This window comes from Flavobacterium sp. ALD4 (assembly GCF_002836475.1).
Lineage (GTDB): Bacteria > Bacteroidota > Bacteroidia > Flavobacteriales > Flavobacteriaceae > Flavobacterium.
The window spans coordinates 29,497-54,635 of sequence record NZ_PJBJ01000030.1 but is presented as its reverse complement, the minus strand read 5'-3'; the positions used below and the strand labels follow the sequence as shown (position 1 = coordinate 54,635).

Genomic DNA, 25,139 nt, shown 5'->3' with positions numbered 1-25,139 from the left:
AGCCATTTTTTGTATATTCTAAAAATAGTGTTATTCAGTAAACGGAACTGCAACTCTAACTTTATCCCATCCAAAGTTTAAAACAATGCCGTTATCCGCTTTGGTGAAAATCATAGAGAAAGACTCGAGTGAATCAGCAGCTTCAGTTACAGGAACTTTTAGTCGAGCAACATCATTAGCTTCTTTGTAGAAGTATGATCCCCAAACATTCAAGTCTTTACTAATGATTATAGTGTAGTTGTCTTTTTCTGGAATAGCGTATAAAGTATAAGTACCTGCCTTAACCTTAGTTTCTCCTAATTTCATGTCTTTGTAAAGCGTAATTTCTGCGGCCTCATTTGCGCCTGTTCTCCATACTTTTCCCGCTGGAGCAAGTTCGTTTAAACTACGTCCTTTTAGTTGCGGTCTGCTGTAGGTGACTTTTGCAAGTTTGTCTGCATTTTTATAGTCCGTAGGGTAGGAAGCCACATCCATAGGGCTTTTGTCAAGATCAGGAAATTTCTGGGCATTTGCATTTGAAGAAAGCAATAGCGTAAAGGCAAAAGCAATCGTAGCAATCAATGTTGATTTTTTCATAGTTTGAATTATAAAGGTTTTGATGTTGAAATTAGTATTCAATCAAATGTAAAGTTAAAAATTCCTGATTAAACTCAATACAAATACCGAAAAGGATTCAGAAAAAAAGTTAGACTCTATAATAATAACATAACTTTGGAACCTATAATGTGAAATGGTAGTGGCGCACGTCAATTTGAAAGGGGCTAATTCATTTGTATTATCCCTATTTAAAAATAATAATTATGACTTTCAAACAAAAGATATATCAGTATTACTTACAACTCGTTCAAGATAGAATTGATGTTTTTAGAGATATGATCGTGGCGCTTACCGAGGATTCTAAAAATGATGCCAAAGGTTCTGCAGGGGATAAGCATGAGACAGCGTTATCCATGATGCATATCGAGCAGGAAAAACTCAATAATAAACTACGGGAAGTGGTGACTCAAAAAGCAATCTTGGATAAAATTGACCCAGTTAAAATTGCCGTCACTATAGTAGTAGGGAGTTTAGTAAAAGCAAACGGAATCTACTTATACCTTAGTCTAGCATTGCCTAAAATTAACATAGAAGGAGTTAATGTGATTGCCTTGTCTCCACAATCACCATTGGGAAATAAACTGATGGGAAATACAGTAGGTTTTACATTTGAAATTAATAGTACAACGTATTTAATAGAGGAGATTGCATAGTATCCGGTCTATTTAATCCTCTTTAATGCGTAGGGAAGATGTTATGAAATTACTATTTTCAACTGGGAAACTATTCTTCATGTTTTTTAGTTACATTTTTAAACTAAATTCTATTTTTTAACTCTATTTTATAATCAAATAAGTTATTTGTGTTTTTTGATTGTAACTATAATTCCATCTTTGGCTTATCAAAATAAACAAAAAAGTTAAAAATATATAGTTATGTGTGGAATAGTATGTGCCTTTGATCTAAAACAAAAAGCGGAAGTTTTAAGACCGCAAGTATTAGAAATGTCTAAAATCATTCGTCACCGCGGACCAGACTGGAGCGGAATTTACAGTAATGATAAAGCAATTATGTCTCATGAGCGTTTAGCAATCGTTGACCCGGCTTCCGGCAAGCAACCTTTGTTTAGCGAAGATGGAAAATTAGTTTTAGCGGCAAATGGTGAGATTTACAACCACAGAGAGTTGCGTAAGCAATTTGAAGGAAAGTATAACTTTCAGACTGAAAGTGACTGTGAAGTTATCTTAGCACTTTACAAAGAAAAAGGACCACATTTTATTGATGAAATGAATGGAATCTTTGGATTTGCCATCTATGATGTTGATAAAGATGAGTATTTTGTAGCTCGTGACCATATGGGAATCATTCCATTATATATTGGTTGGGACCAACACGGAACTTTTTATGTGGCATCAGAATTGAAAGCATTGGAAGGTTATTGTACAAAAATTCAATTATTTCCTCCAGGACACTATATGACAAGCAAAGATGGTGAGTTTGTACAATGGTACAAAAGAGAGTGGACTGATTACGATGCTGTAAAGGACAACGAAACAAGTATACAGGCTATTAAAGAGGCTCTTGAAGCAGCTGTTCACAGACAATTGATGAGTGACGTTCCTTATGGGGTTTTGCTTTCAGGCGGATTAGATTCTTCTGTTACTTCGGCTATAGCCAAGAAATATGCTCAAAAACGTATTGAGTCAGGCGATGTTGCTGACGCTTGGTATCCGCAATTGCACTCTTTTTCGGTAGGATTAGAAGGTTCTCCCGATTTAGCAGCTGCTCAAATTGTGGCAGATCATATTGGAACTATCCACCACGAAATTAAGTTTACAATTCAGGAAGGCTTAGATGCTATCCGTGATGTGATTTACAACTTAGAAACGTATGACGTAACGACCATTAGAGCATCAACGCCAATGTGGTTAATGGCGAGAGTGATCAAGTCTATGGGAATAAAAATGGTGTTGTCTGGTGAAGGTGCCGATGAACTTTTTGGAGGATATTTGTATTTCCACAAAGCGCCAAACGCAAGAGAATTTCACGAAGAAAATGTTCGTAAATTAGGGAAACTGCATATGTACGACTGTTTGAGAGCTAACAAAAGTTTAGCAGCTTGGGGAATTGAAGGACGTGTACCGTTTTTAGACAAAGAGTTTATGGATGTGGCGATGCGAATCAACCCACAAGATAAAATGATCAATAAAGAGCACCCAATGGAAAAATGGGTAGTGCGTAAAGCTTTTGAAGATATGTTGCCTCCAAGTGTAGCTTGGAGACAAAAAGAGCAATTTAGCGATGGAGTAGGATATGGTTGGATTGACAAATTAAAAGAAGTCGTGGCTGTTGAGGTGACAGATGAGCAATTAGCAAGTGCGAAATTTCGTTTCCCATTACAGACTCCTGCGTCTAAGGAAGAATATTACTACCGTTCTATTTTTCATGAACATTTCCCAAGTGATGCCGCAGCCTTGTGTGTGCCTCAGGAAGCCAGTGTAGCATGTAGTACAAAAATCGCATTGGAGTGGGATGAAGCTTTTAAAAACATGAATGATCCTTCTGGAAGAGCAGTTGCCAATGTGCATTCCGATGCTTATGCAAAAGTTTAATATAGAAGATTGATTTAAAGTTTGTTTTTAATCAGATAAGGAAACGTTTTCATTTATGAGAGCGTTTTTTTTATTTAAATTAATGATAGTGGAGATAGTTTATACCGTTTTTAAGGGCTTGTTTTTCTTGCGTGTTTTAGTTGGCTTAAACTATATTTAAGTCAAAAATGAAATTTACAATCGGGATACTAGCTTAAATAACAGGGAGTAGTTTTTTTTATTTGCGCTTCTTTTTTATATTAGCCTATCTAAACCGCATAATATGAAACCTTATATTTTAATTCTTGCTCTATTTTCTCTAGTTTCTTGTTTAAAAAAAGACAAAATTGCCGTTGATGCAATATTTACTGATGCCACGATATATACCGTAAACAACTCTTTTGATACGGCAACGGCTATGGCTATCAGTGATGGCAAAATACTAGCTATTGGTACAAATGATGAGATAACTAATAAATTTAAGTCCGATAACACCATCGATGCAGAGGGTAAGTTTATGTATCCGGGCTTGATTGATGCGCACTGTCATTTTTACAGTTATGGACTTAGTTTGCAGGAAGTCGATTTACGAGGTACTAAAAGTATGGACGAAGTGATAAGCCGTATTCAAACTTTTCAAAAAGAGAAAAACCTTAAATTTATTGTTGGAAATGGTTGGGATCAAAACGATTGGGAAGTAAAAGAATTTCCTTCTAAAGCAATTTTAGATAAGTATTTCCCAAATATTCCTGTAGTACTAAATAGAGTTGATAGTCATGCCATAGTTGTTAATAGTAAAGTGTTGTCTTTAGCAAATATTACTAAAGACACAAAAGCAATTGGCGGACAGATCGAAATCGTGAATGGAGAGCCAACGGGAATCTTAATTGATAATCCGATGGAATTGGTGTTTAATATAATTCCAAAACCGAGTAGAAAAACACAAATAACAGCATTACTAGATGCTGAAAAAATCATGTTCGACTATGGATTGACGACGGTAAATGACGCTGGTTTAGATCCTCAGATTATTGATTTAATAGACAGTTTGCAAAAGGCTAAGGCGATGAAGCTTAATGTTTATGCAATGATTACGGTGAATCCAAAAAACATGGATTTGTATTTTAAGAAAGGGATTTATAAAACCGATAACCTGAATGTTCGTTCTTTCAAGATGTATGGAGATGGCGCTTTAGGTTCCCGTGGTGCCTGCATGCACAAACCTTATTCAGACAGTCCTAAGCAATTAGGTGCGCTAATTACTCCTATTTCTGATATGAAAACGGTTGCCGACAGAATTGCAGCTTCTGCTTTTCAACTGAATACACATGCCATAGGTGATTCTGCAAACACGGTAATATTGAAAGTGTATAAAGAAGCTTTGGAAGGAAAAAAAGACAGACGTTGGAAAATTGAACATGCACAAGTGATACAAGAAGCTGATTTTGATTATTTTAAGCTAGGAATTATTCCATCTGTTCAGCCTACACATGCTACTTCAGATATGTATTGGGCAGGCCAAAGGTTAGGAAAAAAGCGTTTAAAAAATGCTTATGCATATAAAAAGTTATTAAATAAAGCAGGAGTTATAGCTTTAGGTACTGATTTTCCTGTAGAAGAAGTGAACCCAATGTTGACTTTTCATGCGGCATTCGCCAGAAAGGATAGCAAAGGGTATCCTAGTGCTGGTTTTCAGATGGAAAATGCATTGACTCGAGAGGAAACCTTAAAAGGGATGACAATTTGGGCTGCTTACTCTAATTTCGAAGAAAAAGAGAAAGGAAGTCTAGAGGTGGGTAAATGGGCCGACTTTGTTTTGTATGACAAAGACATTATGAAAATCGAAGATAGCCAAATTTTGAAAATGAAGCCCGTGAATACCTATGTAAAAGGAATAAAAGTTAAATAAATGAACTGCTTAAAAAGGGTCGTTTACAATTTATAAGGCAATACTTTAGATTAGATCTGTTTTAATTTCATTTTCTATGTATTTTATCTCTTTTGGTTTATAAGTATAACTAAATAATGCGCTTGTGTTTTGTATTTATAAGTGGTAATGCATCTTTGGATTATTAAATTTAAGAAAAAAGTAGAATTATGTGCGGGATATTAGCCATTATAGGAAAAGGAAAAGATGCGGAATCAGTAAAGGATCTTTCGAAAAGGATGTCACACCGTGGTCCTGACGAAAGTGATTTGCATGTTATGGAAAACGGGTCTGTTTTAAGTCATGAGCGTTTGTCGATTATCGATTTGCATTCAGGAAAACAGCCTATTCAAGGAACTAATACTGCTTACGTGATCCATAATGGGGAGGTTTATAATCATCAAGCACTAAGAGATGGTATCTTGAAAGAACACACTTTCAGAACAAAATCAGACTCGGAAGTGATTGTTCATTTGTATGAAGAATTCGGTTATGACTTTTGTAATAAGATAGATGGCGATTTTGCTTTCGTTGTGGTAAACGGAGATGATTTTGTCGCCGCTCGAGATCCACTGGGAGTAAAACCATTATATTACGGTTTAGATGAAAGAGGCAGAATTTATTTCGCTTCAGAAATGAAGTCTCTTGCTGAGCAATGTAAAACATTCTCCACTTTTCCTCCGGGGCATTATTATACTCAAAAAACAGGTTTTGTTAAGTATTACAGGCCTGTATATGAAGATTATCAAAAGGCAGATCAAAACTTAGACTTAGAATTAATCCGAACTACTTTGACTGACGCTACCCGCAAGCGCTTGATGAGTGATGTCCCTGTTGGAGTGCTGTTGTCAGGAGGATTGGACTCGTCGTTAACATCGGCAATTGCCTCCAGATTATTGGCGGAACAGGGAAAGAAACTACGATCATTTTCTATAGGACTAGATGCAGATGCTCCGGATGCTTTAGCGGCAAGGAAAGTAGCTGAATTCTTGGGAACTGAACATCATGAGATTCATTTTACGGTTGAAGAGGGTATAAAAATATTAGATAAATTAATTTGGCATTTGGAAACCTATGATGTAACATCTATCAGAGCCAGTACGCCCATGTATTTTTTATCAAAAGCAATCAGTGATTTAGGAATTAAAGTTGTGCTGTCAGGGGAAGGGGCTGACGAGATTTTTGGAGGTTATTTATACTTTAGAAACGCGCCTTCTGCTGTGGAATTCCAAAAAGAAACTATTGAAAGAGTTCAGAAATTATTCACTGCTGATTTGTTAAGAGCAGATAAATCGACAATGGCTCACGGACTGGAAACCAGGGTGCCGTTTTTAGACAAGGCATTCTTAGAAATGGCTATGTGTATTAAAGCGGAAGAGAAGCAGCCTAAAACGTACGATGGTAAAGAAAAATATATATTAAGAAAAGCATTTGATATTCCAGAAGATCCCTATTTGCCAGCAGAGGTTTTATGGAGGCAAAAAGAACAATTTTCTGATGGGGTAGGATACAACTGGATTGGTCAGTTGATAGAATATTGCGCTTCTCAAGTTACGGATGAACAGTTATCGGGAGCGGTTACGGAATTCCCGTACAATTCGCCAATGACTAAAGAGGCTTATTTTTACCGTTCTGTCTTTAATAAGTACTATCCGCAGGTCAGTGCTGCACAAACGGTTAGGAAATGGATTCCACAATGGCAGGAAAATCAAGATCCAAGTGGAAGGGCAAATGAGGCACATGTGAAGGCGGATACCGAAATAGCAAAGGTTGACATAAATGTTTAAGTTTTATGAAAAGAAGAACGCTCTCCATTTTGAGAGCGTTTTTTTATGTAAAAAACCACCGTTTTGTTAATAACTTAACATCTTAAAAGGCTATTTTAACGGTAATATAGTTTACATTTTTATATATTTGCGTGTTAGACGAAATTACATTATTTAGAATAAATCATATGAGCGAAGAAATCAAGAAGGACAATTATTCAGCGGATAGTATTCAGGCATTAGAAGGAATGGAGCATGTAAGAATGCGTCCGTCCATGTATATTGGAGATGTGGGAGTTCGAGGACTTCATCATTTAGTTTATGAAGTAGTGGATAACTCGATCGATGAGGCGATGGGTGGTTATTGTGATACCATTATCGTTGATATTAATGAAGATGGTTCTATTACTGTTGAAGATAATGGTCGTGGTATTCCGGTAGGGATTCATAAAAAAGAAGGAGTTTCAGCATTACAGGTTGTAATGACTAAAATTGGTGCGGGAGGAAAATTTGATAAAGATTCTTATAAAGTTTCCGGTGGACTGCACGGTGTCGGGGTTTCTGTGGTGAATGCACTGTCAAATCATCTTACGGCTACTGTTCATAGTGGCGATGGTAAAGTGTATCAACAAGAATATGAAAAAGGAAAAGCGCTATATCCGGTAAAACAAATTGGAGAAACTACAAAAAGAGGGACTATAGTTACTTTTTATCCTGATGAAACTATATTTACTCAAACAACAGATTTTTCATATGATACGTTATCTGCCCGTATGCGTGAATTGTCATACCTTAATAAGGGAATCACAATCACATTTACGGATAAAAGAGAACTTGATAAAGATGGAAATTTTGTTTGTGAAGTTTTTCATTCTGATGAAGGCTTGAAAGAATATATTCGTTATTTAGACGTAAATCGTGAGCCAATTATTGCACATGTTATTTCTATGGATAATGAGAAAGGGGAAATACCAGTTGAGGTTGCCTTGATTTATAATACAAGTTATACCGAAAATATTTTTTCTTACGTAAACAATATCAATACGCATGAAGGAGGAACGCACTTGCAAGGTTTCAGAACGGGTCTTACAAGATCGCTTAAGAAATATGCGGATGCTTCGGGAATGTTGGATAAATTGAAATTTGACATATCAGGGGATGATTTTCGTGAGGGACTTACGGCTATCATATCTGTAAAGGTTGCGGAGCCACAATTTGAAGGACAAACTAAAACTAAGCTTGGTAATAGAGAGGTTGTTTCTCCTGTAAGTCAAGCGGTAAGTGAAATGATAGAGAATTATTTGGAAGAAAATCCAAATGATGCCCGTATCATTGTTCAAAAAGTAATTCTTGCTGCACAAGCCCGTCACGCCGCTAAAAAAGCGCGTGAAATGGTCCAACGTAAAACCGTAATGGGTGGAGGTGGATTACCGGGTAAACTTTCTGATTGTTCAGAGCAAGATCCTGCAAAATGCGAAGTATATCTTGTCGAGGGAGACTCGGCAGGGGGAACGGCTAAACAGGGTCGTGACAGAAAGTTTCAAGCGATTCTGCCATTACGTGGTAAGATTTTGAACGTGGAGAAAGCAATGCATCATAAAGTGTTTGAAAACGAAGAGATAAGAAATATATTTACTGCATTAGGTGTTACCGTTGGTACAGCTGAAGATAGTAAAGCTTTAAATATGGAGAAATTACGTTACCATAAAGTAATTATTATGTGTGATGCCGATGTCGATGGTAGCCATATTTCTACTTTAATATTAACGTTTTTCTTCAGGTTTATGAGAGAATTAATCGAAGAAGGGCATGTTTATATAGCTGCACCACCTTTATATTTAGTTAAAAAAGGAAATAAGAAAGAATATGCCTGGAATGACGCTCAACGTAATGAAATTAATGAAAGAATGGGCGGTAGCGCAGCTATTCAGCGTTATAAAGGTCTTGGGGAAATGAATGCGGAGCAGTTGTGGGAGACGACGATGGACCCGAGTTTTAGAACCTTACGTCAGGTGACCATCGATAGCTTAGCTGAAGCGGACAGAGTTTTCTCCATGTTAATGGGAGATGAAGTGCCACCTAGAAGAGAATTTATTGAGAAAAATGCTATTTATGCAAATATTGATGCCTAATTAGCTTTATAAGAATCAACTAACTAACCAAAAATACAAATATAAAAGATGAAAGTTACTATTGTAGGAGCAGGAAATGTAGGAGCAACCTGTGCAGACGTAATTTCTTATAGAGGAATTGCAAGCGAAGTAGTATTGTTGGATATTAAAGAAGGTTTTGCCGAAGGGAAAGCGTTGGATATTATGCAATGCGCTACCAATACAGGATTTAATACTAAAGTTTCGGGTGTTACCAATGATTATACGAAGACCGCTGATAGTAATGTGGTAGTAATTACCTCTGGGATTCCGAGAAAACCGGGAATGACTCGTGAAGAATTGATAGGGATTAATGCAGGAATCGTTAAAACGGTTGTTGATAATGTATTGATTCATTCACCAAATGCTATTATAGTAGTGGTGTCAAACCCAATGGATACAATGACATACTTGGCGTTAAAATCTACCGGATTACCAAAAAATAGAATCATAGGAATGGGTGGAGCTCTTGATAGCTCTCGTTTTAGAACGTACTTGTCAATGGCGTTGGGTAAGCCAGCAAATGATATTTCGGCAATGGTTATAGGAGGTCACGGTGATACTACAATGATTCCATTGACGCGTTTAGCGTCTTACAATGGAATCCCGGTATCTCAATTTCTTTCAGAAGAGGCTCTGGAAAAAGTGGCTGCTGATACTATGGTTGGAGGAGCAACGCTTACAGGTCTTCTAGGAACATCAGCTTGGTATGCCCCAGGAGCATCAGTTGCTTATTTAGTTGACAGTATTTTGAATGACCAAAAGAAAATGATCGCTTGTTCTGTTTTTGTTGAAGGAGAGTATGAGCAGAATGATATTTGCATTGGCGTTCCTTGTATAATTGGTAAAAATGGTGTTGAAGAAATTATTGAGATTGAGTTAAATGATAAAGAAAAAGCGATATTCGCTAAAAGTGCAGAAGCGGTTCGTGCAATGAACGATGCGCTGAAATCGATTTTAGCCTAATAATATATTATATAATAAAAAAGACTGCACTTTTGCAGTCTTTTTTTTGATTTTAATTAACAAATAAATTGGTTAATCTTAACCTTAATGATATATTTGCTCGGTTAAAAAATAATAATATAATTCTTGGTTTTCTTTTTTAGGATTGAAATCGTGGTCAGGAGTTGTTTTATAAGAGTTGAAAATAAATAAATATAAAATAATTAATTTTTAGTAATAATGCAGAATAAAGGACTTATTAAATTTTTCGCAATTCTATTTGCATTGGTGAGTATTTACCAACTTTCTTTCACTTTTGTCGCAAACAAAGTAAAAAATGACGCCAAAGCATTTGCTGCAGGTAATTCTGATAAAGAAACAAGATACTTGGATTCCATCGGTAAGGAAAACGTGTTTAATCTTGGATTTACAAATTTCAACTTCGATGAGGTAAGTGATAAGCAGATCAACAAAGGTCTTGACTTAGAAGGAGGTATCAATGTAATACTTCAGATTTCTGTAAAAGATATATTGAAAGGATTATCCAGTAATTCTAAAAACCCTGTATTCAACAAGTCTTTAGCAGATGCGACAGCTAACATACAAGGGAATACTCCGTACTTAGAAAAGTTTTTTGATGCCTTTGAAGCAAATTCAAAAGGGACTGTAAAGTTAGCTTCGCCAGATATTTTTGCAAACAGAAGTTTACAAGGAGAAGGTGGGGTAGATTTTCAAATGACTGATGCAGAAGTTCAAAAGGTAATCCGAAGAAAAGTTAACGAATCTGTAGAAAGTGCCTTTGGAGTACTAAGAAAAAGAATTGATAAATTTGGTGTTACTCAACCTAACATTCAAAAATTGGGAGAGTCAGGACAAATTCTTGTTGAACTTCCTGGTGCTAAAGATGTAGACAGAATAAAAAAATTATTGCAAAGTACGGCTCAATTGGAGTTTTGGGAAACGTACAAGATTGAAGAAATGGGTAATTTCTTAATGGCTGCAAATGAGACATTGAAAAAAACCGAAATAACTACAGTAGAATCAAAACCAGTAGTTAAAGACTCTTTGAGTGCTTTGTTAACGAACGGGGGAGATTCAGCTACTGCTAAAAAAGGAAATAATCCATTGCTTGACAAAATTCTTGCTCAAGGTGGTGGACCGGTTTTAGGTCTTTTCTCACCAAAAGATACGGCAACAGTAAATGGGTATTTTAAAAGACAAGATGTTAGAAATTTACTATCTGCAGATCAGCGTTATGTTAAATTTCTTTGGGGTAAACTGACAGTAATTAAAGATGCTAAAGATAAAGATATTGAGGCGGTAGAATTATACGCTATAAAAGGAAATAGAGATAACACCCCTGCAATGAGCGGTGGCGTTGTTACTGATGCAAAAGATACTTTTGATCAGTCAGGAAAACCAGCTGTTTCTATGCAGATGAATGGTCAAGGTGCAAAAGGTTGGGAAGAATTAACAGGTAGAGCATATACGCAAAAAAGTAGTATTGCGATCGTACTTGATAATATCGTTTATTCTGCACCAGGAGTATCTAGCGGGCCAATCGCCGGTGGTAGATCTGAAATCTCTGGATCGTTTGACGTTACAGAAACTAAAGATTTAGCTAATGTATTGAGAGCGGGTAAACTTCCAGCATCTGCTGATATTGTTCAGTCAGAAGTGGTAGGTCCATCCTTAGGTCAAGAAGCTATAGATAATGGTACAAATTCTGCTATTGTGGGATTACTTTTAGTATCGCTTTGGATGATGGTTTATTATGGTAAAGCGGGTTGGTATGCCAATATTGCATTAGCGGTGAACTTATTGTTTCTTTTTGGAATCTTGGCAAGTTTAGGTGCAGTTCTTACATTACCTGGTATTGCAGGTATCGTTTTGACAATGGGTACAGCAGTAGATGCTAATATCATTATCTATGAAAGAGCTAAGGAAGAGTTACGAGATGCAAAATCACTGGATGAAGCTGTAAAAGCTTCTTATAGTTGGACAGGAGCAATGCGATCTATTGTAGATGCAAACGTTACGCACATCTTAATTGGTGCGGTATTATTTATTTTTGGGTCAGGACCAATAAAAGGTTTCGCAACTACATTATTGATTGGTATTATAACGTCATTGTTTACTTCAATCTTTATTGCAAGAATCTTTATTGATAAAAACATTGCTAAAAAAGCTAATTTAACATTTGTAACTAATTTTTCTAAAGACTTTTTCACAAACTTCCATTTCGATTTCTTAAAAGTAAAAAAATGGACTTATTTGTTTTCAGCAGTTGTAGTTGTGGTGAGCATTGTTTCATTGGCGACAAACAAACTGGATCAAGGTGTTGATTTTGTTGGAGGAAGAACTTTTCAGGTTCGTTTTGAAAAACCAATTGAAGCCGGAATTGTAAAAGAGGAGCTTACTAAAGTATTTGGTAGTGCTGAAGCTAAAATATTTGGTAATGACAATCAACTGAAAATTACTACTAAATATAAAGTTGAAGAGCACGGGATAGAAGCTGATCAAGAGGTGAACAAATTATTGTTTCAAAGTTTGAAATCGCATTTCGCAGCAGATTTAACGTATGATAAATTTATAAATGCTTATCCAGGTAAAGTATTTGGTGTTGTACAGGCGTCAAAAGTAGGGCCTACTGTCGCTGAGGATATTAAAACTAATGCATATTGGGCGGTTCTTGGAGCTCTGCTAATTGTATTCTTATATTTGTTAATCAGTTTTAGAAAATGGCAATATGGTTTAGGTGCGATCGCAGCTGTAGCGCATGATGTTATATTTGTATTAGGGATTTATTCTTTATTCTATAAGATTATGCCTTTCGGAATGGAAATTGATCAACATTTTATAGCAGCAATCCTTACTGTTATCGGGTATTCAATGAATGATACTGTAATTGTATTCGACAGAGTTCGTGAATTTTTAGATGGTAAAACTAAAGGTACTTTTCCGGAAATTGTGAACAAATCAATTAATTCAACAATGTCAAGAACAATCAATACTTCATTAACAATGATAGGTGTATTGGCTATAATGTTTATTTTTGGTGGAGAGTCTATTAGAGGATTTGTCTTTGCAATGCTTATAGGTATTGTTGTTGGAACTTATTCCTCATTATTTATCGCAACACCGGTATTAGTAGATACAATTTCACGAGAAGATAAAAAGTTAATTGAAAAACAACATCAAGAAAGTTAATATTTATCTTACACAATTTAAAAAAGGATCCAACGCTAGTTGGGTCTTTTTTTTTGTTTTGAACTCAGGATTTCTTATCATGTCTACAAGATGATATTTGAATTGAGACCTAATTATAGCCACCTTTCAAATGAAGGCTTGTAAAAGTAAATTTTGGTTTTGATACTCTTAATTTGAAGTTGGGGGTCTTATGTCCCATTAGGATTTTATCACCGTATCTCTGTTGTAAGTTTTCTTTTTTGTAAGAAATACAGAAAGTATTAGCTGTTTTATCCCAATTGCTCTCGACAATAAGTAGGTATTTAATTTTATTAAAGTTTCAGTTTTTATATATTTACTAAATGTTGATATAATAGACTATTTTTATTTTCGATTAAATTTAAACCACAAAGTATAATGAAAAAACAAAACAGGTCATTTCTTTATCTTTTATTAGTAGTATGTTTATCGAATATAGTGCTTCATGCACATACTTCGTATGAAACGAAGACTTTAGGTCACGGTATAAGTGTATTGGCTACTCCTCCGCCAACTCCCACTCCAGAATATCTATATTATTGTTTAAATGAGTCCGCAGCTCCTTTGTCCGCGACAGCTTCTACAGGTGGTACATTAAGATGGTATGGTACTGACCCCACCGGAGGAGCTTCTTCAACCAATGCTCCCACGCCATCTACATCTACACCAGCGACAGGAGATGATCGACTTATATTTTATGTGACACAAGAAATTGGTGGAGTTGAAAGTTCTCCTAGGACAGCAATATATGTATATGTGGATCAAAAATTAGATTTATTCTGCGCTACGATAACGACGAGCTCTATCAAATTTGATTTCGCAAATACTGGACAATCTAGTTATACTTATAGCTACACGATAGACGGAGGTGCAGCTATTACAGGAACTCATAATTCCCCATCTAATTTTACTGTTTCGGGCTTAGGCGAAGGACAAATAGTGTCTTTTACCCTCACTCCTGTTGGGGCAAAGTCTTGTGTCTTGAGCGAAACTGAAACTTGTACAACAGAATGTTCAGCAGCTAATATTAAAACACCCGACTTTAGTTCAGTTCCAACATCCTATTGTCTTAATGAAGCCACAACAAACTTGCCAACTAGTTCTGAGGATAGTCCTGCAATTACAGGGACTTGGGCTCCAGTAGTTGTAAATACGAGCACAGCGGGAACCAGCGATTATGTTTTTACACCAGATCCTGTTTCAGGCCCTTGCGCATTAACTAAAACCTTAACTGTGACAGTAGGACCAACTGTTCCGGATTTCGCTGATTTTTCAATCTGCTCTGGTGAACCAGCGCCTAGTTTGAGTACTCCGTCACCTAATGGAATTAGCGGAACCTGGTCACCGTCAAGTGTAGACAATACAACAAGTGGGTCCTATGTTTTTACGCCGTTTTCACTGCAAGCCTGTGCGCCAACTACTAAAACTATAAATGTCACAGTAAATCCATCAAATACAATTTTGAGTGTGGGCTGGACGGTTAGCGAGGCATTTGCCGACAATCAAATAGTCACCGTGACAGATCCACTGGGAGCCAATTATTTGTATCAGCTTGATGATGGCTCGTTCCAGGAAGAAACTGCTTTTGAAATGGTTTCTTTAGGAATGCATTCCATCACGGTCAAAGACGTAAATGGTTGTAGTGAATTAAGAAATGATGATGTCTTAGTTATCGACTACCCTAGGTTTTTCACGCCAAATAATGATGGATTTAATGATGACTGGAATGTCTTTACTTTAGTTGATAAGTCGGGGTCAAAGATTCAGATATTTGATCGTTACGGTAAGCTTATAAAAGAGATTACTCCAAATGGAACAGGTTGGAACGGAACTTATAATGGACGACCATTACCCGCAACCGATTATTGGTTTGTCGTTGATTATCCTGAAGATGGGATAATTAAAAAGTTTAAATCTCATTTTTCGTTGAAAAGATAAAATAAAAAAAGCTTCCAGATCTGGGAGCTTTTTTAATTTTATGTTAAAATTTTATTGTAAAATAGGTTTAAATTTTCACTGGTTTTTCAGCTGTAAAAATAAAATATAGCCCGATAAGAATAAATGGGATACTTAGCCATTGACCTGTAGAAAGTAATCCTAAGGAGCTTTCAAATCCACCTTGACTTTCTTTCACAAATTCGACAACGATACGTACAGAAAACAATAGTACTAGAAAAAGGCCGAATAAAAGCCCTGATTTTAGTCTTGCTTCTGTTTTCCAATACAAGAAAAACAATGCAGCAAAAACAAAAACATAACAAAATGCTTCATATAACTGAGCAGGATGTCTGGCTGGAACTTGTTCTAGTAAATTGGCAAATTGCGGATTGGTTGCAATAGCTTGATATGCCTGTGTTGGATTTGGTATTTGTGTTGCGTTTACCGCATCTCTTGCGCTAAATTGATCACGGACAAATTTTATTCCGAAAGAGGAGCTTGTTTCTTTTCCTATAATTTCAGAATTGAAAAAATTACCCAGCCGCACGAAAATAGCGCCACTCGCCACCCCTATAACGATTCGGTCTAAAATCCACAACAAGGGTCTTTTTAGTATTTTCTTGCTGTAATAATACATGGAGATTATTATTGATATGGCTGCCCCATGACTTGCCAATCCTGCATAGCCGGTGAATTCAAAAGTAGGAGTGAATCGAAAAGGTAAAAATATTTCCAATAAATGATTACGGAAATATTCCCAATCATAAAAGATAACATGACCCAAACGCGCCCCTAGCAATGTTGCGAGTACAGTCCAGATGAATAAGGAGTCTAATTTCTCTATGGATTCGTTTTCGCGATCATAGATGTTTTTCATAATGTACCATCCTAATCCAAATGCAACTACAAACATTAGGCTGTAGAAACGAATTATAAAAAAACCTAAATCAATTCCTTCTGATGGGTTCCAAACTATGTTTAAAGCGTGTGTCATTATTTTCTATTTGGTGTAAAAATACATTTTTTGTTTTGAGTTTCAATAGTATATTGAAGATATGCCTTATTCTTGCGAACTATTTAAGTGTCAAAAAACACGATTTCAATTTCATGAATTATATTAATGATTGCACTTCTTTTTAGGGACTGGGTCATATCCTGTCTTACCCCACGGATGACAGCTTAAAATCCGTTTAACACCCAGGAATCCGCCGTAAAACAGCCCGTGCGTTCGTAATGCTTCAATCATATAAGCAGAACAGGTGGGTGCAAATCGGCAGGCTGCGGGCAGGAAAGGGGATAAGGCAACCTGATAAAAACGAACCAGTACGACAAATGGGAATATGATTATTTTTGAAAACATTGTTTAAGGGTTTCTTTTCTCCATTATTGAATAGTAATAGCAGTAATTTGAGTTGCGTTAGGGACGATAATCCACTGCTGATAAATCACATTATACTAATTACTAATGCTATGTAGTCTGCAATTTTTTAGTATAATGCCGATCTAGTATGAAAATAGGCCTCGCGATTGTTCGGTATTATTGGAATATATTGAATACACAATCGGTATTAAACACTAAAGGTCGTTCCTTCTTTTCCATCTTTTAACTGGATACCATGCGCTATCAATTGGTCTCTTATTTGGTCAGAAAGTTTAAAGTTCTTATCTGCTCTGGCTTGATTTCTCATGCCGATAAGCAAATTAACAACTGCTTCCAGTTTATCGTTGCCGTTGTCTGTTGTTTTTTCAGCTTCCAGTCCCAATACATCAAATACAAAGGAATTCATTTCAGCTGAAAAATTTTCTAAATCAACTTCAGTTAAAGTTTCTTTACCGTCATTTAATAGATTAATAAAGCGAACTCCTTCAAATAATTGTGCGATTAAAATAGGGGAATTAAAATCATCATTCATGGCGTCATAGCAGGACTGTTTCCAGGTTGCTATATCCAATGTGCTGTTAGGACTTACGCTTATCTGTTTTAAAGTAGTTAATGCTTCCATTAATCTTTTGTATCCTTTTTCAGCTGCAACAATAGCATCGTCAGAAAAATCAAGGATGCTTCTGTAGTGTGCTTGTAACATAAAGAATCGAGCTACCGAAGCTGGAAAGGCTTTACTTAAGATGGAATTTTCTCCCGTTAAGATCTCTCTAGGTAAAATATTATTTCCGGTGGATTTGGCCATTTTTTTACCGTTCAAAGTAAGCATGTTGGCATGCATCCAGTAATTAACTGGAGTTTGGCCGGTACAAGCTTCATTTTGGGCGATTTCACATTCATGATGTGGGAATTTTAAATCCATTCCGCCACCGTGAATATCAAAATGATTTCCTAGGTATTTTGTGCTCATAGCCGTACATTCTAAATGCCAACCAGGAAAACCTTCGCTCCATGGGGATGGCCAACGCATAATATGCTGCGGTTCGGCTTTTTTCCAAAGTGCAAAATCTTGAGGGTTTCTTTTGTCCGTTTGTCCGTCAAGATCGCGCGTATTGGTAAGCATGTCTTCAATATTTCTACCGCTTAATCTACCATAATGATTGGTCTCATTGAACTTAACGACATCAAAATAGACAGAGCCGTTGGCTACATATCCAATTCCTTTATCAATAATTGTTTTGATGATCTCTATTTGTTCAATAAGGTGGCCCGTAGCTGTAGGCTCGATACTTGGAGGTAAGAAATTAAAAGCTTTCAAAATCTCATGAAAGTCGACAGTGTAGCGTTGCACGACTTCCATAGGTTCTAACTGCTCTAAACGTGCTTTCTTTGCGATTTTGTCCTCGCCATCTTCTGCATCATCCACAATATGTCCTACGTCAGTAATGTTTCGTACGTAGCGAACTTTATAGCCTAAATGCAGTAAGTATCTGAATATAATGTCAAATGACATAAAAGTTCTCACGTTACCAAGGTGTACATTGCTGTAAACCGTTGGGCCGCAAACATACATACCAATGCTACCTTCATGTATAGGAACGAATGTTTCTTTTTCGCCTGAAAGAGAATTGTATATTTTTAACTTCTGGGTAGTATATAAAGGCATTGTTATTATTTTGAAGCTTTTTCCTGCTTTGCGTTGCAATCCACGCAAAAAAGCGTGGGATTTTCACTGTAATTAGGACTAAGGCTTATTGGTATTAATTGAATTTATTTTATTTTAGAATTTTGTTTCTAATTTAATATAATCCAAAAACTCTCTTCTAGCTTGAGGGTCTTTAAATTTTCCGCCAAACTCAGAGGTGACTGTGCTACTTTCAATATCACTGATTCCTCGTGAATTCACGCAAAGATGTTTTGCGTCAATAACGCAGGCAACGTCTTTTGTGCCTAAAGCATTTTGTAATTCTTGAACGATTTGCATCGTCAAGCGCTCTTGTACCTGAGGTCTTTTAGAATAATACTCAACAATTCTATTCATTTTTGAAAGACCAATTACCCTTCCGTTAGAGATATAAGCAACATGGGCTCTTCCTATAATCGGTAATAAATGATGCTCGCAAGTGGAGTAAACGATAATGTTTTTTTCAACTAACATTTCGCCGTATTTATAATTATTGTCGAATGTAGATGCTTTTGGTTTTTTTGCAGGATTTAATCCTCCAAAAATTTCTTGTACAAACATTTTAGCGACACGATTAGGTGTTCCTTTAATGCTGTCATCTGTCAAATCCATCCCAAGTGTAAGAAGGATATTTTCAACATCTTTTTTTATGCTTTCTATTTTTTCGTCATCAGTAATATCAAAAGCGTCTTTTCGTAAGGGATTTGTTGCGCATGAACCAATATGATTATCTCCTATTTCGTCATGAATTTCTTCATTATTTTTCATTAAAAGCTACTATTATAGTGGGTGTATATATTTAGGGTGTAAAGATAATTAATAAATACTAAAGAATTTCCATCCCTTTTAATAATTAATGATTGCTTTACGACAGTGATTGTTTAAAGTGCTTTTTACGATTTTTATTTAAAAGCAAACGGCAATAACCGTAATGGTTATTGCCGTTGTAGGGTATTCTTTTGATTGTGAATGCTATATCGCTATATGTAACGGATTATAGTTTGACTGCTGCCAAATTGCAGTACTATATTATTTTGAGTTATAAACTACAATTGCTTCTTTAAGTATTTGTACTGCTCTGATTAATTCTTCTTTCTTTAATACATAAGCAATTCGAACTTGGTTCAAACCTACTCCAGGAGTAGAGTAAAATCCAGCTCCTGGTGCCACCATTACCGTTTCTCCATCAAGATCGTAACTTTCTAAAAGCCATCTGGCAAAATCATCTGCGTTGTCAATAGGAAGTTCAGCGATACAATAGAATGCTCCTTTTGGAGTGGCCACTTTTGCTCCTTTAATTTTATGTAGTTCAGCGATAAGTGTATCTCTTCGTTCTCTGTATTCTGAGATTACTTCATCAAAATAACTTTGAGGAGTATCAAGAGCTGCCTCACTAGCTACTTGAGCAAATGTAGGTGGGCTTAATCTTGCTTGTGCAAATTTCATTGCAGCGCCCATTAATTCCTTGTTTTTTGAGACAATACAACCAACTCTTGCACCGCACATACTGTATCTTTTCGATACAGAGTCAATCATGATAGCATTTTCTTCTAGTCCAGGAATATTCATTACAGAATAATGGATGTCTCCGTCATAAGTAAATTCTCTGTAAACTTCATCAGCTATTAAGAACAGGTCGTGTTTTTTTACCAATTCAGCTAGCTGCATCATTTCCTCTTTCGAATACAAATAACCCGTTGGGTTTCCTGGATTGCATATAAGGATTGCTTTTGTTTTTGGCGTAATTAGTTTTTCGAAATCAGCTATTGCAGGTAATGCAAAACCAGTGTCAATCGATGAAATAACTGGGACTACATCGACTCCAGATGCAGTGGAAAAACCGTTGTAATTAGCGTAAAATGGTTCAGGGATGATGATCTCATCTCCCGGATCCATGGTGCTTCCCATTGCAAAAAGTAAAGCTTCTGATCCACCTGTTGTAATGATAATGTCTTCAACATTGATTGGCAATCCCTGATTAGTATAGAATTGAGATAATTTAGTTCTGTAACTTTCAAAACCAGCTGAATGGCTGTATTCTAATACTTTTATATCAAAATTCTTAACCGCATTCATGGCCACCTCAGGTGTCTTAATGTCAGGTTGTCCGATATTCAAGTGATATACTTTGTTCCCTTTTTTCTTTGCAATTTCGGAGTAAGGGACTAATTTACGTATTGGAGATTCAGGCATTTGTGTACCCTTGTTCGATATTTTTGGCATGATAGTAATTGTTGAAATGCAAATTTGCGATTTTTTTTTTGAACTAAATAAGCTAGCAAGCCTATTTATTGTTAAATGTGCAACATTCTTCTGTTTTTTCAGTAATTTTATGAAAACCTCCTCTAATGAAAAATCGAATCTTATTTTTTTTCCTTTTCATTTATGCCCTTACTATTTCGGCACAGGGTAGTTTTCGATTTAAAAAAGAGGTTAACAAAGTAAAGATTCCTTTTAAATTGATTAATAACCTAGTATTCATTCCGATACATGTCAATGGGGTGGAATTAACATTTTTATTGGATTCCGGGGTAAAGGAGACTATTTTGTTCAGTTTAGAAGATAAAAATGAAATTAGACTTAAAAATATTGAAAAAATTACGTTGCGGGGTTTAGGAAGTGAAGACGCGATTGAAGGATTGAAGTCTGTGGGGAATTTACTCGAAGTTGAGGGTATGGAATCCATTAATCATCTTTTATATATTATTGTTGATCAGGATTTTAATTTATCGTCCCACGTTGGAATTCCAGTAAATGGAATAATCGGATCTACTTTTTTTAAAAATGGTGTAGTGGAAATTAACTATGAAAAGAAAAGGATTGTTTTTTATGAAAACAGCCGCAAAAACAGAAAAAGGATAGAAAGGAAATATAAAAAAGTTCCAATTACTATTGACGGGTCAAAACCGTATGTAAATGGAAATGTAGTTATTGATTCTGATCTTATTCCAACGAAATTACTTGTAGATGTTGGAAACAGCGATGCGATTTGGCTATTTCAAGATGTTTCTGATAAAATAAATGTTCCGATAAATAATTTCGAGGATTATTTGGGTAAAGGTTTTAGCGGTGATGTAGTGGGAAGAAGAGCGAGAATCGCGACGTTTTTAATTTCTGATTTTAAATTTAGTAGGCCCATAGTAGCTTTCCCGGATTCTAGTTCGATAAGACATTTAAAAATGGTTCCCGATCGGGTGGGTTCTCTTGGAGGTGAAATTTTACGCAGATTTTCGGTGATTTTTGACTACCCAAATGGATTTTTGTATTTAAAGAAAAACAGACAGTATTTTGCTCCGTTTGTTTATAATAAAAGCGGGATTGAAATTATGCATTCTGGCGTGCAATGGGTTAAGGAAACAGTCCAGCTGCAAACCTTTCCTATAACCGTAGACCATGCGGACACTAATAGGGAGAGAAATATCTCTAATTTTAAATATAAGTTTCAATTAAAACCTGTTTTCGAAATAGCAAATATTCGAAAAAATTCACCCGCAGCAAATAGTGGTTTACAAAAGGGAGATGTGATTATTTCCATTAATAAAAATGCTGCCTATAAGTATACATTACAGAAAATTAATTCACTTTTAAGACCAAAAGAGGAGAAATGGATAATTTTAGAAATTAAAAGAGACAGTCAGCCAATGAAGTTCAGATTTCAACTTATAGATGTTTTGTAAAAAAAAAACGAAGACTTTCATGAAATAATTATCAAGAAAGGCTTTGTGTTTTTTAAAGGACCAGGTATTAATTATCGGTTACTTCGCCTTTAATTTTTAAAGGAACTCTGCCGCCGTCATAATTAACAGCATTAGATTCCACTGTAATTGTTTTTCTTATAGGTCCTACGGCCATGTTGTACTTTACTTCAATCTTACTTGATTTTCCCGGTAAAACAGTGTCGGTTTGTTTTGACAGCACAGTAGAACTCGCTGTCGATTGAACGGCATAGATAATTAGGGGAGTAGTACCAGTATTGGTAAATTCAAATACTCGAATACCATTATCTTTTGCTTTGGTTATCGTTCCGTAATCGATGGTGTTGTTTTCGGCTGTAAATTCAATTTTAGCGCCGTTCTGGGCAAATCCAATACTGGTAAAGAATACGACGGCTATTATTGTTGCTATTTTTTTCATAATAATCTTGTTATAGATATAAAGTAAATTTAGTTTGTTTTAATTAAAGCACAAATTTTTATTTCTCTTTTTATAGTGTACTTAATTATTTACTTTTGTTCCCTGTACGAATTACAAATATCAGACCAAAGTTTAATTTTGGTTTTAACAGTTGCTTTTTATGACAATTCCCGCACAATTTGACGCCAAGACTATTGAAGATAAATGGTATGACTACTGGATGAAAAACAATTATTTTCATTCGGAACCAGACCATAGAACCCCATATACCATAGTAATCCCTCCTCCAAATGTGACTGGAGTTTTACATATGGGACACATGTTAAATAATACTATTCAAGATGTCTTGATTAGAAGAGCACGTTTAAAGGGATTTAATGCGTGCTGGGTTCCCGGTACGGATCATGCTTCTATAGCTACCGAAGCGAAAGTTGTCGCTAAATTAAAAGCAGAAGGAATTAATAAAAACGATTTAACTCGCGAGGAATTTCTTGCTCATGCTTGGGATTGGACTGAAAAATATGGGGGAGTAATTTTAGAACAACTTAAAAAATTAGGTGCTTCCTGCGACTGGGAGAGAACGAAGTTCACGATGGATCCAGATATGTCCGCTTCAGTGATCCATTCTTTTGTTGACTTATATAACAAAGGGTTGATTTACAGAGGATACAGAATGGTCAATTGGGATCCAGAAGCTAAAACGACGTTGTCAGATGAGGAAGTAATTTATGAAGAGCAACAAGGGAAATTATATTTCCTAAAATATAAAATTGAAGGAAGTGAAGACTTCTTAACCATTGCCACGACGCGTCCAGAAACTATTTTTGGGGATAGTGCGATTTGTATCAATCCAAATGATGAACGTTTTGCTCATTTAAAAGGAAAGAGCGCCATTGTACCTATTAATGGCCGTGTGATTCCTATTATTGAAGATGAATATGTAGATATCGAATTCGGGACGGGATGTTTAAAAGTTACTCCGGCACATGACATGAATGACAAGGCTTTGGGAGAGAAGCATAATCTTGAAATTATTGATATCTTCAATGAAGATGCAACGATGAATAGTTTTGGTTTACACTACCAAGGAAAAGACCGTTTTGTAGTTCGTGAGGAAATCGCAAAAGAACTGGAAACTACAGGAGCTTTGGCAAAAACGGAGGCCTACCTTAATAAAGTGGGAACTTCTGAAAGGACTAAAGCGGTTATCGAACCCCGATTGTCAGATCAGTGGTTCTTGAAAATGGAAGATTTAGTAAAGCCTGCCATAAAAGCGGTTTTAGAGGATGGCGAAGTTAAATTGCATCCAAAACGTTTTGAAAATACGTACGCACATTGGTTGAATAATATTCGTGATTGGAATATTTCCCGTCAATTGTGGTGGGGGCAACAAATTCCTGCCTATTTCTACGGAGAAGGAAAAGAGGACTTTGTCGTTGCTGAAAATATAGAAGACGCTCTGGCTTTAGCCAAAGATAAAACTGGAAACTTCTCACTTCTCACTTCTGACCTTAGACAAGATGTTGATGCCTTGGATACTTGGTTTTCTTCTTGGCTTTGGCCAATGTCTGTTTTTGGCGGAATTACAGATCCCGAAAACGAAGATTTTAAATACTATTACCCAACGAATGATTTAGTGACCGGACCGGATATCTTGTTTTTCTGGGTAGCCAGAATGATTATCGCGGGTTATGAATATACCGGTAAAAAACCATTTACGAATGTGTATTTAACGGGATTGGTTAGGGACAAACAAAGACGTAAAATGTCTAAATCATTGGGTAATTCGCCAGACCCGTTAGATTTGATTGAAAAATTCGGTGCTGATGGAGTTCGTGTAGGATTGCTGTTAAGCGCTTCTGCAGGAAATGATATCATGTTTGACGAAGAATTATGCAACCAGGGTAAAGGGTTTACCAATAAGATATGGAATGCTTTCAAATTGATAAAAGGATGGGAAGTTTCAGAGACGATACCACAACCGGAATCTTCAAAGGTGGCTATCGAATGGTATGAGGCGAAGTTGCAACAAACCCTTTTGGAAATCGAAGATAATTTTGAAAAATACAGAATATCAGAAGCTTTAATGGGAACTTACAAATTAGTATGGGACGATTTCTGCTCTTGGTTCTTGGAAATGATAAAACCGGCGTACCAACAGCCTATTGACAGCAAAACTTTTGCGAAAGCGATCGAAATGCTTGAAAACAACTTAAAAGTATTGCATCCATTTATGCCATTCTTGACGGAGGAGATCTGGCAGATATTGGCAGAGAGAACTCCTGAAGAGGCGTTAATTGTGTCAGCATGGCCAGAATTGAAACCTTTTAATGCGACTCTAATTTCCGATTTTGAAAACGCTGCAGAAGTGATTTCTGGAATTAGAACCATTCGTAAAGACAAGAATATCCCTTTTAAAGATACAATTGAGCTAAAAGCGATTAATAACGATTCTGCTTCTACTTATTTTGATTCGGTTGTAACCAAATTAGGTAACATTACCGCATTGGAATATGTTTCTGAGAAAGTGGATGGTGCTTTGTCGTTTAGAGTAAAATCAAATGAATATTTTATTCCGATTACTGGAAATATTAACGTCGAAGAAGAAATTGCTAAACTGACGACAGAATTAGCGTACACAAAAGGATTTTTAAAGTCTGTGGAATCTAAACTGGCAAACGAAAAATTTGTAGCTGGTGCGCCAGAAAAAGTATTGGCAAACGAAAAACAAAAACAAGCTGATGCTCTGGCAAAAATCACTACGATTGAGCAGAGTTTGGCCGGACTGAAATAAATTTAGTATTTTCTTTATAAAAAAATCCCAGTTCTGAAAATTTTCAGAACTGGGATTTTTTATG

Annotated in this window: 17 protein-coding genes; 10 read left to right on the top strand and 7 right to left on the bottom strand. The window is 36.1% G+C overall.

Translation table 11 applies throughout. From position 1 onward, the window contains the following. Positions 1 to 30: 30 nt before the first annotated feature. Entirely contained in the window at positions 31 to 576 is a 546-nt protein-coding gene (locus CXF59_RS08885) for a DUF2911 domain-containing protein (protein WP_101137468.1), read from the bottom strand. Positions 577 to 800: 224 nt separating this feature from the next. On the opposite strand from CXF59_RS08885, the gene CXF59_RS08880 reads away from it, so the two are divergent. The 8 genes from CXF59_RS08880 (at position 801) to CXF59_RS08845 (ending at position 15,082) form a co-directional block, all read left to right on the top strand. Beyond that, positions 801 to 1,250, top strand: coding sequence for a hypothetical protein (locus CXF59_RS08880; protein ID WP_101137467.1), 450 nt, complete (start codon positions 801 to 803; stop codon positions 1,248 to 1,250). A 222-nt stretch (positions 1,251 to 1,472) separates the two neighbouring features. Next, on the top strand, positions 1,473 to 3,149 hold the full coding sequence (gene asnB / locus CXF59_RS08875) for an asparagine synthase B (protein ID WP_101137466.1): 1,677 nt from the start codon (positions 1,473 to 1,475) through the stop codon (positions 3,147 to 3,149). 262 nt (positions 3,150 to 3,411) lie between these two features. Next, positions 3,412 to 5,037: an amidohydrolase gene (locus CXF59_RS08870; protein WP_101137465.1), complete on the top strand. Its 1,626-nt coding sequence runs from the start codon at positions 3,412 to 3,414 to the stop codon at positions 5,035 to 5,037. Between the two features lie 188 nt (positions 5,038 to 5,225). Then, positions 5,226 to 6,842 carry an asparagine synthase B gene (asnB, locus tag CXF59_RS08865; protein ID WP_101137464.1) on the top strand — a complete coding sequence of 539 codons (1,617 nt, stop codon included), beginning with the start codon at positions 5,226 to 5,228 and terminating at the stop codon, positions 6,840 to 6,842. Positions 6,843 to 7,009: 167 nt separating this feature from the next. Further along, a complete protein-coding gene (gene gyrB / locus CXF59_RS08860) occupies positions 7,010 to 8,953 on the top strand; it encodes a DNA topoisomerase (ATP-hydrolyzing) subunit B (protein WP_101137463.1) in 1,944 nt (647 codons plus the stop codon). A gap of 48 nt (positions 8,954 to 9,001) precedes the next feature. Beyond that, on the top strand, positions 9,002 to 9,937 hold the full coding sequence (gene mdh, locus CXF59_RS08855; RefSeq protein WP_101137462.1) for a malate dehydrogenase: 936 nt from the start codon (positions 9,002 to 9,004) through the stop codon (positions 9,935 to 9,937). Positions 9,938 to 10,156: 219 nt separating this feature from the next. Further along, the gene (secDF, locus tag CXF59_RS08850) at positions 10,157 to 13,126 is read left to right on the top strand and encodes a protein translocase subunit SecDF (RefSeq protein ID WP_101137461.1); all 2,970 of its coding nucleotides are present in this window, start codon (positions 10,157 to 10,159) and stop codon (positions 13,124 to 13,126) included. A gap of 396 nt (positions 13,127 to 13,522) precedes the next feature. Next, entirely contained in the window at positions 13,523 to 15,082 is a 1,560-nt protein-coding gene (locus CXF59_RS08845; RefSeq protein ID WP_101137460.1) for a T9SS type B sorting domain-containing protein, read from the top strand. 67 nt (positions 15,083 to 15,149) lie between these two features. Here CXF59_RS08845 and lgt read toward each other — a convergent pair whose 3' ends face one another. The 5 genes from lgt to CXF59_RS08820 form a co-directional block, all read right to left on the bottom strand. After that, positions 15,150 to 16,076, bottom strand: a complete 927-nt coding sequence (lgt, locus tag CXF59_RS08840; RefSeq protein ID WP_101137459.1) for a prolipoprotein diacylglyceryl transferase — start codon at positions 16,074 to 16,076, stop codon at positions 15,150 to 15,152. Positions 16,077 to 16,199: 123 nt separating this feature from the next. After that, a complete protein-coding gene (yidD, locus tag CXF59_RS08835) occupies positions 16,200 to 16,442 on the bottom strand; it encodes a membrane protein insertion efficiency factor YidD (protein ID WP_101137458.1) in 243 nt (80 codons plus the stop codon). A 208-nt stretch (positions 16,443 to 16,650) separates the two neighbouring features. Beyond that, positions 16,651 to 18,129 carry a cysteine--tRNA ligase gene (gene cysS / locus CXF59_RS08830; protein WP_101137457.1) on the bottom strand — a complete coding sequence of 493 codons (1,479 nt, stop codon included), beginning with the start codon at positions 18,127 to 18,129 and terminating at the stop codon, positions 16,651 to 16,653. Between the two features lie 114 nt (positions 18,130 to 18,243). Further along, positions 18,244 to 18,915: a GTP cyclohydrolase I FolE gene (gene folE, locus CXF59_RS08825; RefSeq protein ID WP_101137456.1), complete on the bottom strand. Its 672-nt coding sequence runs from the start codon at positions 18,913 to 18,915 to the stop codon at positions 18,244 to 18,246. A 261-nt stretch (positions 18,916 to 19,176) separates the two neighbouring features. Beyond that, complete coding sequence (locus CXF59_RS08820) at positions 19,177 to 20,370, bottom strand: pyridoxal phosphate-dependent aminotransferase (protein WP_101137455.1); 1,194 nt, start codon at positions 20,368 to 20,370, stop codon at positions 19,177 to 19,179. A 125-nt stretch (positions 20,371 to 20,495) separates the two neighbouring features. Between CXF59_RS08820 and CXF59_RS08815 the strand changes: the two genes are divergently transcribed. Then, positions 20,496 to 21,824, top strand: a complete 1,329-nt coding sequence (locus CXF59_RS08815) for a PDZ domain-containing protein (protein ID WP_101137454.1) — start codon at positions 20,496 to 20,498, stop codon at positions 21,822 to 21,824. A gap of 67 nt (positions 21,825 to 21,891) precedes the next feature. On the opposite strand, the gene CXF59_RS08810 is transcribed toward CXF59_RS08815, so the two are convergent. Continuing rightward, positions 21,892 to 22,281 (bottom strand): DUF1573 domain-containing protein, encoded by a 390-nt coding sequence (locus CXF59_RS08810; protein WP_101137453.1) that lies wholly within the window; start codon positions 22,279 to 22,281, stop codon positions 21,892 to 21,894. A gap of 160 nt (positions 22,282 to 22,441) precedes the next feature. Here CXF59_RS08810 and CXF59_RS08805 point away from each other — a divergent pair, with 160 nt between their 5' ends. Then, entirely contained in the window at positions 22,442 to 25,075 is a 2,634-nt protein-coding gene (locus CXF59_RS08805) for a valine--tRNA ligase (protein ID WP_101137452.1), read from the top strand. Positions 25,076 to 25,139: the final 64 nt, after the last annotated feature.